The sequence below is a fragment of the Chryseobacterium sp. HNCC26DJ240 genome (genome assembly GCF_057180485.1).
In genome coordinates this window covers 48,590-64,402 of record NZ_JBXUGK010000007.1, presented here as the reverse complement: position 1 = coordinate 64,402, position 15,813 = coordinate 48,590, and the positions used below count along the sequence as shown (strand labels likewise).

14 protein-coding genes are annotated in these 15,813 nt (G+C 35.4%); 5 read left to right on the top strand and 9 right to left on the bottom strand.

Going from position 1 to position 15,813, the window contains the following annotated elements:
• Nucleotides 1-48: 48 nt before the first annotated feature.
• Genes AC2A1G_RS14555 through recQ form a run of 3 tightly spaced genes read right to left on the bottom strand, consistent with a single transcriptional unit; the run spans nucleotide 49 to nucleotide 2,810 of the window.
• Nucleotides 49-342: a hypothetical protein gene (locus AC2A1G_RS14555; protein ID WP_484047640.1), complete on the bottom strand. Its 294-nt coding sequence runs from the start codon at nucleotides 340-342 to the stop codon at nucleotides 49-51.
• Nucleotides 339-587, bottom strand: coding sequence for a hypothetical protein (locus tag AC2A1G_RS14550; protein ID WP_484047639.1), 249 nt, complete (start codon nucleotides 585-587; stop codon nucleotides 339-341). The genes AC2A1G_RS14555 and AC2A1G_RS14550 overlap by 4 nt, the downstream gene beginning before the upstream one ends.
• A gap of 18 nt (nucleotides 588-605) precedes the next feature.
• Nucleotides 606-2,810 carry a DNA helicase RecQ gene (gene recQ / locus AC2A1G_RS14545; protein WP_484047638.1) on the bottom strand — a complete coding sequence of 735 codons (2,205 nt, stop codon included), beginning with the start codon at nucleotides 2,808-2,810 and terminating at the stop codon, nucleotides 606-608.
• 146 nt (nucleotides 2,811-2,956) lie between these two features.
• Between recQ and AC2A1G_RS14540 the strand changes: the two genes are divergently transcribed.
• From AC2A1G_RS14540 to AC2A1G_RS14525, 4 genes are all read left to right on the top strand, one after another.
• On the top strand, nucleotides 2,957-3,916 hold the full coding sequence (locus AC2A1G_RS14540) for a KpsF/GutQ family sugar-phosphate isomerase (RefSeq protein ID WP_484047637.1): 960 nt from the start codon (nucleotides 2,957-2,959) through the stop codon (nucleotides 3,914-3,916).
• 168 nt (nucleotides 3,917-4,084) lie between these two features.
• On the top strand, nucleotides 4,085-4,906 hold the full coding sequence (gene tatC, locus AC2A1G_RS14535; RefSeq protein WP_484047636.1) for a twin-arginine translocase subunit TatC: 822 nt from the start codon (nucleotides 4,085-4,087) through the stop codon (nucleotides 4,904-4,906).
• 135 nt (nucleotides 4,907-5,041) lie between these two features.
• Entirely contained in the window at nucleotides 5,042-6,673 is a 1,632-nt protein-coding gene (locus AC2A1G_RS14530) for a M1 family metallopeptidase (protein WP_484047635.1), read from the top strand.
• 128 nt (nucleotides 6,674-6,801) lie between these two features.
• Nucleotides 6,802-8,658 (top strand): M61 family metallopeptidase, encoded by a 1,857-nt coding sequence (locus tag AC2A1G_RS14525; RefSeq protein WP_484047634.1) that lies wholly within the window; start codon nucleotides 6,802-6,804, stop codon nucleotides 8,656-8,658.
• A 51-nt stretch (nucleotides 8,659-8,709) separates the two neighbouring features.
• Here the strand turns inward: AC2A1G_RS14525 and AC2A1G_RS14520 are convergent, their stop codons facing one another.
• Genes AC2A1G_RS14520 through AC2A1G_RS14500 form a run of 5 tightly spaced genes read right to left on the bottom strand, consistent with a single transcriptional unit; the run spans nucleotide 8,710 to nucleotide 14,378 of the window.
• Entirely contained in the window at nucleotides 8,710-9,615 is a 906-nt protein-coding gene (locus AC2A1G_RS14520) for a GLPGLI family protein (RefSeq protein WP_484047633.1), read from the bottom strand.
• 1 nt (nucleotide 9,616) lies between these two features.
• The gene (locus tag AC2A1G_RS14515; RefSeq protein WP_484047632.1) at nucleotides 9,617-10,441 is read right to left on the bottom strand and encodes a GLPGLI family protein; all 825 of its coding nucleotides are present in this window, start codon (nucleotides 10,439-10,441) and stop codon (nucleotides 9,617-9,619) included.
• A 12-nt stretch (nucleotides 10,442-10,453) separates the two neighbouring features.
• Nucleotides 10,454-12,148 (bottom strand): M56 family metallopeptidase, encoded by a 1,695-nt coding sequence (locus tag AC2A1G_RS14510; RefSeq protein WP_484047631.1) that lies wholly within the window; start codon nucleotides 12,146-12,148, stop codon nucleotides 10,454-10,456.
• Between the two features lie 12 nt (nucleotides 12,149-12,160).
• Nucleotides 12,161-14,011, bottom strand: coding sequence for a M56 family metallopeptidase (locus AC2A1G_RS14505; protein WP_484047630.1), 1,851 nt, complete (start codon nucleotides 14,009-14,011; stop codon nucleotides 12,161-12,163).
• Between the two features lies 1 nt (nucleotide 14,012).
• Nucleotides 14,013-14,378 carry a BlaI/MecI/CopY family transcriptional regulator gene (locus tag AC2A1G_RS14500; RefSeq protein WP_484047629.1) on the bottom strand — a complete coding sequence of 122 codons (366 nt, stop codon included), beginning with the start codon at nucleotides 14,376-14,378 and terminating at the stop codon, nucleotides 14,013-14,015.
• Between the two features lie 309 nt (nucleotides 14,379-14,687).
• Here AC2A1G_RS14500 and AC2A1G_RS14495 point away from each other — a divergent pair, with 309 nt between their 5' ends.
• Nucleotides 14,688-15,257 (top strand): hypothetical protein, encoded by a 570-nt coding sequence (locus AC2A1G_RS14495; RefSeq protein ID WP_484047628.1) that lies wholly within the window; start codon nucleotides 14,688-14,690, stop codon nucleotides 15,255-15,257.
• 73 nt (nucleotides 15,258-15,330) lie between these two features.
• On the opposite strand, the gene AC2A1G_RS14490 is transcribed toward AC2A1G_RS14495, so the two are convergent.
• Nucleotides 15,331-15,693: a DUF2200 domain-containing protein gene (locus AC2A1G_RS14490; protein WP_484047627.1), complete on the bottom strand. Its 363-nt coding sequence runs from the start codon at nucleotides 15,691-15,693 to the stop codon at nucleotides 15,331-15,333.
• Nucleotides 15,694-15,813: the final 120 nt, after the last annotated feature.

The window sequence follows — 15,813 nt, the reverse complement described above, 5'->3', positions numbered from 1 at the left end:
AAGCTAACGATATTAGCTTTTTTTAAATTACATCAGCTCGGGAAATTCCTAAGAATGATTGTTGATAATATGATTAATCAAAAACTGATTGTCTTTTTGGTCATAAAAGATAAACCAGAAAGTCCGGTGATTGGCTTTGTATTTAATGAATTTTTTACCAAATTTCTGAAGTGCTTCCGGTGTATTTCTGCCGATTGGTTTATGAATATTATAATCTACAAAATCATAAATTTTCTCAGCATATAATTGGCAGTCTATTTCAAAGCCAAAATATTCTTTTACATATAAAATCCTAATCAGATTTTCTATAGACTCATGAAATTCATCCGAATAGACAATCATTTCCCCCAAGGCAATTTTGAAATAAATTCTCTCGTTCTTTTCCTCGATTCTGCTGAATTCAGACCTTTTGCAAAACGCTCATCGAAATCATCTTTTACCAAATATTCAGTTTGAGGTTCCGAAAAAGTTTCTGCGGTTGCCCTTTTTTCTTTTAATTCAAGTAATTCTGCAATTACCTCGAGATCATCCAGCGTGTTTATCCAATGAATTAACTCTCTTTTTGATTGTAGAATGGGATTTTCCATTTTAATTTTATTTAAAAATCAATTGGCAACGTCGCTTATAAATTTAATTCTCAACATTCTCACTTCTTCGTCAGACAATTCGTCACCAAACTCATCCAGCAAAACTTTCATGCTGTCACTTTCAGATTCATTCATAAATTCCATGAACTCGTCTACAGTATCTTCATCAAAATTTTCTTCGATGTAATAATCAATATTCAATTTAGTACCCTGATAAACAATACGTTCCATCTCTTTCAAAAGATCATTCATCGAAAGATTTTTGGCTCTTGCGATATCTTCAAGGTCAATTTTTTTATCTGTATTTTGGATGATGAAAACTTTGTGACTGGATTTATTCGCCACATTTTTCAACACCATGTCCTGAGTACGCTCTATATTGTTGTCTTCAACGTATTTTGAAATAAAATCCGCAAATTCTTTACCGTATTTCTTGGCTTTTCCTTCTCCTACTCCGTAGATTTTGGCAATTTCTTCAACCGTGATCGGATACTGAACGGTCATATCTTCCAGACTCGGATCCATAAAAACCGTATAAGGCGGGATACTGTGTTTTTTGGCAACTTTTTTTCTAAGCTCCTTTAAAAGTGCAAACAAGTTTTGGTCTAAACCTCCACCCGACTGTTGCTGCACCTGATCACTTTCTGCCTTGGTCTGTGAAAGGTCAAACTCACGATCCTCTGCAATCATAAATGAACTTTCCAATTCGCCCTTGAGTGCCTGCCTTCCTTTTTCTGAAATTTTTAAAACACCATAGGTTTCAATATCTTTTTGAAGAAAATTCTGTACAGTCGCCTGTCTTAAAATGGTTTTCCAGTAATTTTCTTTTTCGTCTTTACCAAACCCAAAGTGCGGCGTTTGCTCTAATTTATAGGATTTCGTAACCGCATTTTCTTTTCCGACGATCGTTGATATCAAATCCTTAGATTTAAATTTTTCTCCTGTATCATTGATGAGATGCATTACTTTTTTAAAATCTTCCGTAGCATCTTTCAGTTTGGGAGGATTTGATGCATTATCACACATCTTCGCTCCGTCTCCGTTTTCAGGATCGAAACTTTCTCCAAAGTAGTACAGAATATACTGCCGTCTGCTCATGCAGGTTTCAGCGTAGCCTACAACTTCATTCAATAGCTGCAAACCAATTTCTCTTTCGGAAACGGCTTTTTGAGCTAAAAACTTTTCTAATTTCTCAATATCTTTAGGATCGTAGAATGCGAGACAATGACCTTCGCCGCCGTCTCTTCCTGCTCTTCCGGTTTCCTGATAATAGCTTTCAAGAGATTTTGGAAAGTCGTAATGAATGACGAAACGCACATCCGGTTTATCGATTCCCATCCCAAAAGCGATTGTGGCAACGATTACATCGGCTTCCTCCATCAAAAATTTATCCTGATTTGCGACTCTAATTTTTTGGTCAAGACCAGCATGATAAGGGAGGGCGTTGATCCCGTTCACCTGAAGAAGCTGCGCAAATTCCTCTACTTTTCTACGGCTTAAACAGTAAACAATTCCCGACTTTCCTTTGTGCTGATTGATAAATTTTACGATTTCCTTGTCAACGTTTACTTTCGGTCTTACTTCGTAATAAAGGTTAGGCCTGTTGAAACTTTCCTTGTAGACCACTGCTGAAGTCATCCCCAAAGTTTTCTGGATATCATCCTGCACTTTTGGAGTAGCAGTAGCCGTTAAAGCAATCACCGGAACATCGGCAATTTTATCTATAATTGATTTTAAATTTCGGTATTCAGGTCTGAAATCGTGACCCCATTCTGAGATACAGTGCGCCTCATCAATGGCTACAAATGATATTTTTACCTCTTTGAAAAATTCGAGATAATCTTCTTTTATCAGCGATTCCGGAGCAACGTAAAGCAGTTTGGTTTTTCCTGCTTTAATATCGTCAAAAACCTTTTTGGTCTGAGTTTTGTTAAGTGATGAATTCAAAACATGGGCTACACCTTCATCTGATGAGAGTCCGTTTACTGCGTCCACCTGATTTTTCATCAGAGCAATAAGCGGTGAAACCACGATGGCAGTCCCTTCAGAAATCAGTGCAGGAAGCTGGTAACAGAGAGACTTACCTCCACCTGTAGGCATAAGGACAAAAACATCCTTTCCGTTCAGTAAATCATCTATGATTTGCTCCTGCTGACCTTTGAAGGTAGAAAATCCAAAGTATTTTTTTAATTCGCCTGATATATTGGCTTTTTTTGCGCTCATCTAATTTTGTATTGCTAAATTTGCATCTATTCCAAAGTTATAAAAATTTTGCTTAAAATAAAAGCGAACGAATTTATAAAAATAAAATTTATAGTAAATATAAATAGATTCTGTGTCTATTTTTTCAATTGTAATATACGACAAAAATGTATACAAACGACATTATTTCCAACGCAAAAAAAACACTTGAAATAGAAATTGCCGAACTCGAAAAACTGAAAAACAGAATTGACGGCGATTTTGAAAAAGCGGTGGAAACCATTCATGCTGCCACGGGAAAACTCATTGTTGTAGGCATCGGAAAATCTGCCCACGTAGCCAATAAAATGGTTGCAACGCTGAATTCTACAGGAACGCCTTCTCAGTTTCTGCACGCATCGGAAGCCATTCACGGAGATTTGGGTGTAATTCAGAAGCAGGATGTGGTTTTATGCATCTCAAATTCGGGAAATTCTCCTGAGATTGTGAGCCTTGTTCCTTATTTAAAAGATTATTCTTCTTCTTTAATAGGTATGACTGGAAATAAAAGCAGTAAACTAGCTGAGTTTTCAGATATTATTCTTGATACACACGTTGACGTGGAAGCATGCCCAATCAAACTTGCTCCGACAAGCTCAACAACCGTTCAGATGGCTTTGGGAGATGCTTTGGCAGTGAGTTTAATGGAACTGAATGATTTTAAGGCTAATGATTTTGCTAAATTTCATCCAGGCGGAAGTCTGGGTAAAAACCTGATTTCAAAAGTTGATGATTTTCTTTCTTCACAGAAGCCTCAGGTTTCTGAAAATGACAGTGTGAAAGATGTCATCATTTCAATAAGCAGTTCCAGACACGGAATTACGGTCGTTACAGATAATGAAAATATTATTGGTGTGATTACCGACGGCGATCTTCGAAGAATGCTGATGAATGAAATTAATATTTCTGAAGTATCAGCAAAAGACATTATGTCTCTGAATCCCAAGACGGTCGAAAGAAATTCCCTGGCAAAAGACGCTATGAAAATCCTGAAAGACAACAACATCGGTCAGCTTGTCGTAACCGAAAACGGAAAATATTTCGGTATCATAGATTTACATAAACTCTTGGATGAGGGGATTAATTAGGTGAGGTTGAGATTTAGGCTAAGGTTAAGCTAAACCTAAATAAGTAACACAGGTTTTTAATCTTAAATTTTGAATCTTAAATTTTAAATTTTAAATCCCGAATTTCAATTAATCCTGCGCTTAACACCCGCTTTTTTTCCTAAATTTGAAAAACTTAAAAAATATTTTGTGAGCGAAGGTAAAGACATGTCTTTCTGGGGACATATTGGCGAGCTGAGAGGACATCTCATCCGCGCAATTATAGCGATTATCATCGCAGCATTTATTATCGGATATAATATAGAATGGATTATGGATCATGTGTTTTTTGGTCCTACCCGTAATGATTTTCCGACTTTCAGAATTGCCAATCACTTCTCAAGAATGATTTTGGGTGAAGACAGCATCACGCTTCCAAAGGATTTCCCTGTGCGTGTACAAAGGCTGTATCAGCAGTTTAATGTAATGATGGCGGTCTCCATTTTTGGTGGTATTGTTCTGGCATTTCCGTACATTGTCTGGGAATTGTGGAGGTTTATCAGTCCGGCCTTGCATCCGAGAGAGAGAAAAAATTCTATTTTTATTATCAATTCGGTTTGGATACTGTTTTTAGCGGGCGTTCTTTGCGGTTACTATTTAATTTTACCATTTGCGGTGAATTTTGGGGTAATTTTTAAGATTTCAAACATTATTATTCCACTTTATGACCTGAGCGATTACACGACATTGTTTTTACAGGTTGTATTGGGAATGGGTGTTGTATTTTTATTCCCTATTTTGATTTACTTCCTTACATCCATCGGAATTTTAACGCCGATGTTTATGAGAACGTATCGCCGTCACGCCATTGTTTTAATTATGGTGGTTGCAGCGATTATTACTCCGGCAGATGTTTTGAGTATGATGATGGCAGCTTTACCGTTGCTGGCATTGTATGAATTCAGTATCTTGGCTTCGGGCTATACTTATAAAAAGGTACAGAAAGCAAATGCAGATTTAGCAAAGAATTAAAAAATTTAAAATAACAGATGACAAGCACTTTCTTTTAGGAAGTGCTTTTTTTATTTTTAAAAATCCTGTTACATTCACAAAACTTTTACGACTAAAAGAAAAATTAATTCTCTATTTTTGAAATATACATAACCTATGAAAAAAATCACTTTCTCGCTGCTTTTCGCTTCATCACTGGCTTTCGGGCAGTTTTTTGAGCATGGTAAAACTTTTACCAAAGAAGACACTTTAAAAGGTTCAGACACTAAATTCAGGAATTTTTGGGACGTAAAAAGATATGATCTTTCTGTGGAACCCGATTTTGCTTCAAAAAGCATTAAAGGCAACAATAAAATCAGTTTTGAAATCACAAAAGATATTTCAAACCCTGTTTTTCAGATCGATTTGCAAAAGCCGATGAAAGCCGATAAGGTTGAATGCAGCTTCCCAACTGTAGACGGTTTTAAGCAGGACGGTGATTTCATTTTTATTTCTGCCAAAAAGAATTTTAAAAAAGGTGAAAAATTTACTATTGATGTAACCTATTCAGGAAAACCGACGATTGCAAAACGTGCTCCGTGGGACGGAGGCTGGGTTTTCACAAAAGACGAGAAAGGAAATCCGTGGATGAGCGTTGCCGATGAAGGAATTGGCGCCTCCGTATGGCTTCCGACTAAAGATGTCTGGAGCGATGAGCCTGATCAGGGAATTTCTATGAAAATTATTACTCCAAAAGATCTTGTGGGGATTGGAAACGGAAGACTGATCAGCAAAAAAGAAGAAGGTGACAAAACAGCGTACACCTGGGAGGTGAAAAACCCGATCAACGCCTACTCTATCATTCCAAACATCGGGAAGTACGTCAATTTTAAAGACACTTTTACTGGCGAAAAAGGAAAGCTTGATTTGGATTATTGGGTGATTGATTATAATTTAGATAAAGCAAAAGAACAGTTTCAGCAGGTAAAACCTATGCTTGAAGCTTTTGAATATTGGTTTGGCCCCTATCCTTTCTATGAAGATTCTTACAAACTGGTTGATTCTCCATATTTAGGAATGGAACATCAAAGCAATATTGCGTACGGAAACCAATATATGAACGGCTATCTGGGAAGTGATTTATCCGGAACCGGAGTCGGTTTAAACTGGGATTACATTATTGTTCACGAAAGTGGTCACGAGTGGTTTGCCAACAATATCACCGCAAAAGATCAGGCAGACATGTGGGTTCATGAAGGTTTTACGATGTATTCTGAAGTGCTTTTTACTGAAAAATATATGGATAAAAAATCCGCCGAGATTTATGCTCAGGGAGTTCAGCGCTCGATCAGCAATGATGTGCCAATTATCGGGAAATATGGAGTGAGAAATGAAGGCAGTGGCGATATGTATCCTAAAGGTGCGAGCATGCTCCACACGATCCGTCAGGTGATTGATAATGATGAGAAATTCAGACAGATTTTACGAGGTTTAAATAAGGATTTTTACCACCAGACAGTCACCACAGAGCAAATAGAAAAATACATTTCTGATAAATCGGGAATTGATTTTTCGTCAGTTTTTAATCAGTATCTAAGAACTACAGACGTTCCGGTTTTGGAATATTCTCAAAAAGGAAATGAACTGAAATTTAAGTACAGCAAAGTCGTGAAAAACTTTAAACTTCCTTTAAAAGTGAGTGGCGAATGGATAAAACCTACTGAAGAATGGCAGACGGTGAAGTTGAAAAATGATGTTGCAGTAGAGTTTAATAAAAACAATTACATCAGATATCAAAAGGTAAATTAGGTTGAGGTTCAGGCTGAGGCTGAAAAACATTGGAAAAGCAAAATCGCACGTTCGCTTTTGCTTTTTTTTAACATCTGTTCTGTAACAAAATCAGTTTTACTGCAACTACTTAAGCAAATAAAATCAGCATGAAAAAAATTGCAATCAGCTTAGGACTTTTATCCGCAATAGCATTTAATGCACAATCTGTAAAGACGCAAATTGACCTTGTTAATATTAAAGACGATAAAGTAAATGTAAGCCTTGAATTTCCGAAAATGAAATCAGGCGACGTGAAATTTCACTTTCCGAAGACGGTTCCGGGAACATATTCCACAGACGATTACGGAAGATTTATTGAAGGAATAAAATTCATCGATAACAAAGGAAAAGAGCTGGCTTTCACAAAGGTGAATGACAATTCTTATACTTTAAAAAATGCGCAGAATTTAACTACAGTTACCTATTGGGTAAACGACAGTTTCGATGATGAAATGGATAATACCAAGCATAAAGCAGTATTTTCACCATCAGGAACCAATATCGAAGAAGGTAAAGTTTATCTTGTCAACACCCACGGTTTCGTTGGTTATATTGAGAATATGCAGGATGTTCCTTACCAGTTAATCGTAAAAAAACCAAAGGATTTCTACGGAACGACAGCGTTGGTAGATCAGGATAAATCTGAAGATACGGATACTTTTACCTTAGCAAATTATGCTAAACTGACGGACTCTCCGCTGATGTACACCAAACCGGACTACGTAACCTTCAACGCAGGAGGAATGGAACTGGTTTTGGGCGTTTATTCTCCGACGGGAAAGTATAAAGCAGCAGATTTTAAAGAAAATTTAGAGAAAATGGTGATTGCTCAGAAGAAATTTTTGGGTGATATGAATACCAATAAAAAGTACGCCATCATGCTTTATCTTGCAGGTACAGACGGCCCGCAGATTAAAGGTTTCGGTGCTTTGGAACATCACGAATCTACCAGCGTTGTTTTGCCTGAAATGATGCCGAAAGAAGCGATTGACCAGACCATAACAGACGTAGTTTCTCACGAATTTTTCCACACAGTAAATCCTCTGAAAGTGCATTCTGAAGAAATTCATTATTTCGATTATGCAGACCCGAAAATGTCTCAGCATCTTTGGATGTACGAAGGAGGAACTGAGTATTTTGCCAATCTTTTCCAGATTCAGGAAGGTTTGATTACAAGAGATGAATTTCTGAAAAGAATGACCGACAAAATCACTAATTCTAAAAATTACAACGACACAATGCCGTTTACAGTGATGAGCAAAAACATCCTGAAAGACGAGTACAAAGATCAATACCGTAATGTTTACGAAAAAGGAGCTTTGTTGGCGATGTGTTTGGATATCGAATTGAGAAAACTTTCCAACGGCGAGATGGGTTATCGTGATATGATCAGGAAACTGTCTCAGAGATTTGGTGAAAATAAACCTTTCAAAGATGATAAATTGATTGACGAATTGGTTGAAGTTACAGGCTATCCGCAGGTGAGAGATTTTTACAATAAATATATTGCTGGAAGTGAGGCTACACCGTATGAAAAATACTTGAAAGAAGTCGGAGTTGAAGTTCAAAAGCAGGATACACCACCGATTTTCTGGTTTGTAAAAGACCCGAATCAGACGGGTTACAACGACAAAAACAATACTTTTATTTTTGACGAAAGCTCTGCCCTTTCTCCTTTTGCAAAATCAATTGGATTTAAAATCACCGATGAAGTAGTTGCTCTGGATGGAAAAACCATCAACATTCAGAATATTCAGGAGTTTGTAAATTACGCTAAAGGTGTAAAAGACGGACAGAATGTAACGCTTACCGTGTTGAGAAATAAAGACGGAAAATCTGAAAAAATTGATTTAAAAGGCAAAGCCATTCTTGATAAAATGACTGTTGAAAATTTAGTTTTCAAAGCCAACCCTACTGCTGCAGAGAAAAAACTTCAGGATCAGTGGATTACCGGGAAGAAATAATTTAAACTTAAACTTCAATAAAAAAACCAGCCTTTTCGGGGCTGGTTTTGTTTATTTCTGCAAATCCGGTTCTATGGGATTGTTATTTTTCTTAAATCCTTCTTTTGCTTTCTTTTCCATTTCCCTGAAAACCTGGTTTGGATCTGAAATCTCCCTGCCATCAGCAGTTTTTGTTTTAAAAACTACGCGGTTGTTGTCTGTATTTTTCTGCATCATTTCGCGCATATTTTTCGTCGGATCGTTCACGTAAGCTTTCCAGGCTTTTTTGAACTGGTCTTCTGTCACCTCAATTTCCTTTCCACCCATGCCAAAAACACGGACTTCAGTGGGAAGATTAAGTTCAGTTTCCTGTGAAGCTGCTTTGATCTTTTTGTTTCCTGCCAAAGTCATCACGTGAGTTCCTGTAGCATCTTCAATTTTAACAATCAATCCAGGTAAACCATAAAATTTATAAGGCCCATCCTGAAAAGGAATTTCCTGCGTGAACCATGCTGTCCACTCCCTGCCGCCGAAGTTTGTGGTTGCTTTTTGGGTGTTGTACTCTCCGATTTTCTGTTTTTCACCGGAGATTTTCCATTCAGGTTTAGAATCCTCAGCGATTTTATACTGATCACTTGATATCTTTCTGTATAAAAACGTTTTAAAATCCGGATATTCTTTAGTTACTTTAAAAGTGATTTGCCCAGGCGTATCAGTTCTTTTAATATTAATACTGGTCGGATTCATCTGAATCTGCTTTTCAATATCTGCCCTCTGCGTAGAATCTGCTACAAAAGTGGCATGACTGTAATATGACGAACCCTTTGCATCAATATCTAGAACCATCATTTCCGTTTTCACATCGGCTTTATCGTTGATGTCGGGAATGAATTTATAGTCGTAGAAAAATCGGTTGGTCTGAGAAAAAGCCATTACGGATAAAAGCAAGAGGCTAAAATGTAGGATTCTCTTTTTCATTTTATTTCGAAGTTAATTCTATTCTGTTATTATCTTTTTTAATCGCTTCTTTGATTCTGTTTTCCTGCTCTTTCATATGTTGATTTGAACCATCTGCCATTTGAAGCGAAATATTTCCAATCTGCATTTGTTTAAAGCCTTTTGTAGGATCTCTCTCGTAATCTTTTACAAGCTTATCATATTGCTTTTGACTGATTAAAATTTCTTTAGAAGGAAATACATTTTGAGGTATCTTGTCAATGGTTTTAATTCCCTGTAAAGTAAAAATGTGAGATTTTGTGTCGTCTTCTGCTTGTACAATCATACCAGGAAGTCCATGAAATTTATACGGTCCGTCCTGAATGGGAATTTCATCTGAAAACCACGCAACCCAATGTCTTCCGCCAAAATCGGCTTCCGCTTTTTGTGTATTCCAGCTTCCTATTTTTTGTTTTTCATTACTTACTTTCCAGTTTATTTTTCTTTCTTCAGAAACTTTATAAGAATCTGACAAAAACCTGTTATGGAAAAAAACTTTGTACTCAGGATATTTTTTTGACACAATAAACCGGTTTCCGGCTTTCTTCATATCTGATTTAATTTCAATTCTTCCGGTTGCAGCAAGCTGTTTCTGAAGATCAGCGTTAACCAAGGAATCTGCCTGATAAACTGTGTAGCTGTAAAATTTAGATCCGGAATCATCAATATCCAAAACCATCATTTCGGTTTTCACATCAGATTTATCATTATTGTCCGGAATATATTTGTAGTCGTAAAAGAAACGTTTATTCTGAGCCTGAAAAATAGCAATGGCAAGAAGAAAAGTACCAATAAAAAGTTTTTTCATAGTGTATAAAGATTAATTTTTGGTAATAATTTCCATTCTTCTGGCGTAGGAATATTTTTCATTTCCGATTCTGTCTACTTTTAATACTTTAATATTAGACTCTAAATCAGGATTTTTAAAATTATTCTTATCGATTGAATGTTTTAAAAACTCCTCTCTTGATACTTTTTTGCCATTTACAAAGAGTTCGGGAGCATCTACTGCAATTCCAAACATGGAGATATTGTTTCCAACAGGTGATGAAGATTCATTCTTCAGCTGATTTCCATTCAGATCATACACTCTGCTTTCCATTCTGTCCAATTTGAAAAAGCCTGCATTGTTTTTACTATAGTTTTTTTTGCTCTCAATCGCCAAATCTTCAATGGTTTTAGCATCTTTTTTCAAAAATTCCAGTTCTTCTGTCGACAGAGGTTTCTTGCTGTAGTCTCTGTTTGCAGAAAATTTCCTGTTAAAATCAGCCTGCTCCCTTGAAATCTCAATTTGCTTCTGCATTTCTATTTTCGCTTCTTTCATTTTTACAGCAGCTTCCTTTCTTTTAATCTCAGCTTCTTTGTAAAACTTTTCGTACTCATTTTTTCTATTTTCCGAAGCTTTTGAAACTTCTTCTTTAGCAACTTCCATCTCTACCCTTGCTGCTGCTATCTCTTTTTCAGCTTCTGCCATTTCAACTCTGGCTTGCTCAATTTCTATTTTGGCATTTTCAATTTCCAGTCTTGCCTCAGAAATTTGCTTTTCGGCTTTTGTCTGAGCTTTCTGCATTTTTCTGGCTTCTCTTTTTGAAGGTCTTAAAGTATCGCTTTCAATGGTTTTTACCATTTCAGAAATAATAGAATTGGTTGCTTTAATTTCTGTATTTTTCGCATTGACCAAATAAGTAAATGCAATTGTGAAAACGAGTGGTAATGCTAAAATTCTTCCTGCATAACCAGATTTTGTGTTGGGTTTTTGTAACATTTGTAATCTTTTTTTAAGGTTTGAACTGAGAAAAGGACTTGTTGCCGGAAGATTTGTTCCCGAAAAATGACTTGCTAAAAGCATTTCCGCAAAAGCTTTGGTATCGTTTTGCTTTACTGCTTTTTTGTCTGCAAGATATTCGTGTACCAAACATATTTCCTTTTTTATCAGATGAAAAATAGGATTGAACCAGAAAACTGCCGTAAAAATCTCCACAATGATTTTATCTATACTGTGTTTTTGCTCTATGTGTACCATTTCGTGCTTTAAAATCTGCTTTCCAAGATCAGAATCCAAATCAATAGATTCTTTCCAGAAAAGGTTTTTGAAATATGAAAAAGGTGCATTGTGAAGATTGGTACGGTAAAATTTTATATTTTTATAAACTTCACCAGAAAAACTCTTTTTTAATTTCTGAATCTCAGCAATTCCCAGAATAAATTTAATCAACATTATCGACGAAACTGTCGTTAAAACAACTATTGGAATCAGATAAAAATAGCTTGAATTTTCGTTTATACTGTTTTCTAAATGTAACGTTTCAAAAAGTCTGTACACATCAGGATTCACTTCAATGGTAAAATCTTCAATCTTAATCCAAGGTAAAACCACCGAAACTATTAGACTCCCAACTAAATAAAACCGATTGTAATGATGATATGTTTTATCTCTTAGTGCCAAAAAGTAGTACCCAAACAAAACAGCTGAACAAATGCAGACTTTTAAAATGTAGAAAAAAAGAATTTCCATGATTGGCTGTTTTTATTTCGTGTCAATTCTTATCTCACCAGAACTTTTCCCATCTGTGTTTTGCTTGTTCACGGTCATTCTTTTAAAATTTTTGCTGTCAAGTTTTTTAAATTCTGCTTCAGTGATTTCCTTATCGTCCAGATAGTATTTGATATTTGAGTCACCATGCATACTAAAGATTTTCGGTTTTGAAACATTTACTCCTCCATTTGGAAACCTCATTGTTGTAGTTCTTCCAACCACCGGTGGAAAAGGAGCTGAAATATTTTTCACAGATCTGATTACTATTGGATTTCTGCCATCCAGCATTCTTCTTTCTGCTTCAATTTTCGCACGCTCACCTTCAAGCTTAGCTCTTTTAGCATTGAGCTTTGCAGCTTCTTTTTCGAGTTTAGCTCTGCGTTTGGCATTTTCAGGGCTTTCTTTTTTTTCAATGAAAGCTTCGCTTCCAGGCATCCAGCTTGTATCTATATTATGTCCGTTTTTATACACTTTTACTTTTGCACCTTTGGGAAAATCAACAGAATTTCCATTATGTCTGTAAATTTTCACATTGGTTCCTTCTGGAAAACTCAGTTTTTCGCCATCTATTTCAATTTTTGAAAGATCAGGCATTTCGATGTTCATCGTTTTAAGACGTTCAAGCTCATTTTTCCAAGCTTCAGAATTAAATGCTTTCATGAGTTTTTCACTATCAACATCCGGAATATGAAGACTGAATTCCTTTGAATTCACAGCTTTGCTGATTTCTCCCGAAAGTTTTTCGATTTCTTTAAGACTTGCTTTAAACTCTTCCGATTCCGGTTTTAAGGCTTTCAGATTTTTAGATTCTTTTTCAATTTTTGTGCTCAGTTCAGAGATTTTTTTTTCTGCAACAACCTCTTTTTTTAATCTTGGCGGAGTAATATTTTCATTGAAAACAATTTTCTCTTTTGGAACGATAGTATCTTTTATAATTTCTGAAACTGCCTTTTCAATTTCAATATTGGTCTTTTTTATTTCTGTGTTTTTTGCATTAACCAAGTAGGCAAAAGCTACGGTAAATACGATAGGTAAAGCTAAAATTCTTCTTGTATAACCAAATTTGGTATTGGGTTTTTGTAACATCTGTAATCTTTTTTTGAGGTTTGAATTAAGAAACGGACTCGCCGCCGGAAGTGCAGTCCCCGAAAAATGACTGGTCAGAAGCATCTGCGCAAATGCTTTGGTGTCTTTTTTCTCAACAGCCTTGTTGTCGGCAAGATATTCGTGTATTAAACTGATTTCTTTTTTTATTAAATAGAAAAACGGATTGAACCAGAAAACTGCTGTGATCACTTCAGCAAAAATCTTGTCGATGCTGTGTTTCTGCTCAATATGCACCATTTCATGTTTCAGGATTTGTTTCCCGACATCAGAATCCAAAGTGATGGAATCTTTCCAGAAAAGGTTTCTGAAATAGGAAAAAGGTGCGTCTGTAAGGTCGGTCTGATAAAAATTGATGCCTTTTATCTGTTCTTTGCGGAAACTGCTTTTTAATTTCTCGATTTTAAAAATTCCTGTAAGAATTTTGACTATAAAAAAGAGAGAAACCAGTCCCAGAGCCGAAAAAATAATTCTAAAATAAGTGTGGTCATTATTGATGTTTTTTGGAGTTTTAAAACTTTGTACCTGCTCAAAAAGGAGGTAAATCCGGTCGCTCACTTCGATGGTAAAATCTTCAACTTTCAACAGTGGTAAAAATATCGAAACCAGCATTATAGCCAAAAGATAAAACCTGTTGTAGTGATGAAAGGTCTTGTCTTTTAAAGACAACTGATAGTAAAGAAACATTACACCCGAACATGCAAAAAGTTTCAGAAAATAGATCAATAGATTTTCCATATCAGCTTTTGTTTTTTAGTTCATTAAGGAGCATTTCAAGATCTTCCACGCTCATTTCACTTTCTTCCACCAAAAAAGAAACAGCACTTTTGTAAGATCCTTTAAAATAATTTTTCACAAGACTTTTCATCGTCTTTCCGGAATACTGATCTTTAGAAATTAAAGCAAAATATTCGTGCTGTCTGCCAATTACATTATAATCCACAAAATCTTTGTCTTTTAAAACTTTTAAAATAGTGGAAACGGTATTCGTATGAGGTTTTGGCTCGGGAAAGAGATCAAGAACATCTTTTAAGAAACCTTTTTCAAGTTTCCAGAGATACTGCATGATTTGCTCTTCGGCTTTGGTAAGATTCTGTATTTTCATTTTTAAATATCAATTTTATATAACTAATTACTTAGTGATACAAATGTAGAAATTAAATCAATTCATACAACTATTTTTATAGTGATAAAGATTTGAATTAAATCAAATAACTGATTTTCAATACAATAATTTTAATATTTAACACAATTTAGTATTTAATGAAACTGATAATAATTCATTGATAATAATCAAGTTCATTCAAATTCTTAAAACTTGTTAAAATTTATTAAATAAAATGATGAGGAAGTGAGAAAAAATAAGAAAAAATATCTATTTTAGTGGTCTGAAAAAAATTATAAAAATCTATTTATGAAAAGATATACTCTACTGGCTGTAATTTTGATGTGCACATCTTCATTCACATTTGCGCAGTCATCGGTATTTGGATCAATTACTGAGGCAAAATCAAAAATTGAAGCTACGGTGCCTGTCGTAATTGAATATTTAAAGAAAACTAGCGAAAAAGAAGGAGACCAGACTATTCTTACCAACGGAACAGAAGCTTTGAGAAAAGAATACAACGCAGTTTCTCAGGAATTTGATTTATATAAAGGAAACCTTGCAAGCTGCATCGTAAATAAAAAGAAAAAAGTGGCTACCAAGTGTTTAAATTATCACACGCAATATTTCAGAAGCACTTTGACTAAATATGATAATTTCATTTCATATCTGACTAAAAAGAATGGTTTCTTAGGTGTTGATGATGAAGAAGTGAAAAAAGACCTGAAGCCCACAGAAATCGCAACGACAATTGATAAAGATTTTACGTCTGCCGCAGGCGCTACAGCCAATATGAAAGGTGTTGAAAAAACAAAATATTTTGAAAGTCTGAAATCAGATGATTTGAAATTACAGCCTTTCAGTTCTCTTGTAAACTAAAAAATTCACTCCGCTTTTCGAAGCGGATTTTTTTTGTTTAAAAGTTTAGTTTCTGATTTAATAGAATTTCAAATTACTGTCTCAGAATTTTCTCCATTTTCTTTCCTTTTGCCAGTTCGTCAATTAATTTATCTAAATATCTTGCTTTTCTCGTGAGCGGATTTTCTATCTCCTGAATTTTGTAGCCGCAGATAGTTCCGGTAATGAGTTCCGCATTGGGATTGAGGTTTGCTCTTTCGAAAAAAGTTTCAAACGTAATTTTTTCATCGATGACTTCCTGCAGTTTTTTTTCGTCAAATCCTGTAAGCCACTCGATCACCTGATGCAGCTCTTCTTTTGTTCTCCCTTTAGTTTCCACCTTGGTTACGTAATGAGGATAGACAGAAGCGAAGGTCAGTTTGGCAAACCGCTCGTTATGTTTCTCAGTTTCTTTCATGTTTAGATTTCATTTAATCAAAAATAAAATTTTCTAAATAAAAATTGGGGCTTTAAAACGTACAAAAATATCTATGATCTTTGGCAGTATGCTTATATGAACTTTTAAAAGGTTTTACGT

Excerpts from the sequence above, each read along its gene's own strand:
- AC2A1G_RS14555 (WP_484047640.1), bottom strand. The coding sequence starts at position 342 with ATGATTGTCTATTCGGATGAATTTCATGAGTCTATAGAAAATCTGATT.
- AC2A1G_RS14550 (WP_484047639.1), bottom strand. The coding sequence starts at position 587 with ATGGAAAATCCCATTCTACAATCAAAAAGAGAGTTAATTCATTGGATA.
- recQ (WP_484047638.1), bottom strand. The coding sequence starts at position 2,810 with ATGAGCGCAAAAAAAGCCAATATATCAGGCGAATTAAAAAAATACTTT.
- AC2A1G_RS14540 (WP_484047637.1), top strand. The coding sequence starts at position 2,957 with ATGTATACAAACGACATTATTTCCAACGCAAAAAAAACACTTGAAATA.
- AC2A1G_RS14530 (WP_484047635.1), top strand. The coding sequence starts at position 5,042 with ATGAAAAAAATCACTTTCTCGCTGCTTTTCGCTTCATCACTGGCTTTC.
- AC2A1G_RS14525 (WP_484047634.1), top strand. The coding sequence starts at position 6,802 with ATGAAAAAAATTGCAATCAGCTTAGGACTTTTATCCGCAATAGCATTT.
- AC2A1G_RS14520 (WP_484047633.1), bottom strand. The coding sequence starts at position 9,615 with ATGAAAAAGAGAATCCTACATTTTAGCCTCTTGCTTTTATCCGTAATG.
- AC2A1G_RS14515 (WP_484047632.1), bottom strand. The coding sequence starts at position 10,441 with ATGAAAAAACTTTTTATTGGTACTTTTCTTCTTGCCATTGCTATTTTT.
- AC2A1G_RS14510 (WP_484047631.1), bottom strand. The coding sequence starts at position 12,148 with ATGGAAATTCTTTTTTTCTACATTTTAAAAGTCTGCATTTGTTCAGCT.
- AC2A1G_RS14505 (WP_484047630.1), bottom strand. The coding sequence starts at position 14,011 with ATGGAAAATCTATTGATCTATTTTCTGAAACTTTTTGCATGTTCGGGT.
- AC2A1G_RS14500 (WP_484047629.1), bottom strand. The coding sequence starts at position 14,378 with ATGAAAATACAGAATCTTACCAAAGCCGAAGAGCAAATCATGCAGTAT.
- AC2A1G_RS14495 (WP_484047628.1), top strand. The coding sequence starts at position 14,688 with ATGAAAAGATATACTCTACTGGCTGTAATTTTGATGTGCACATCTTCA.
- AC2A1G_RS14490 (WP_484047627.1), bottom strand. The coding sequence starts at position 15,693 with ATGAAAGAAACTGAGAAACATAACGAGCGGTTTGCCAAACTGACCTTC.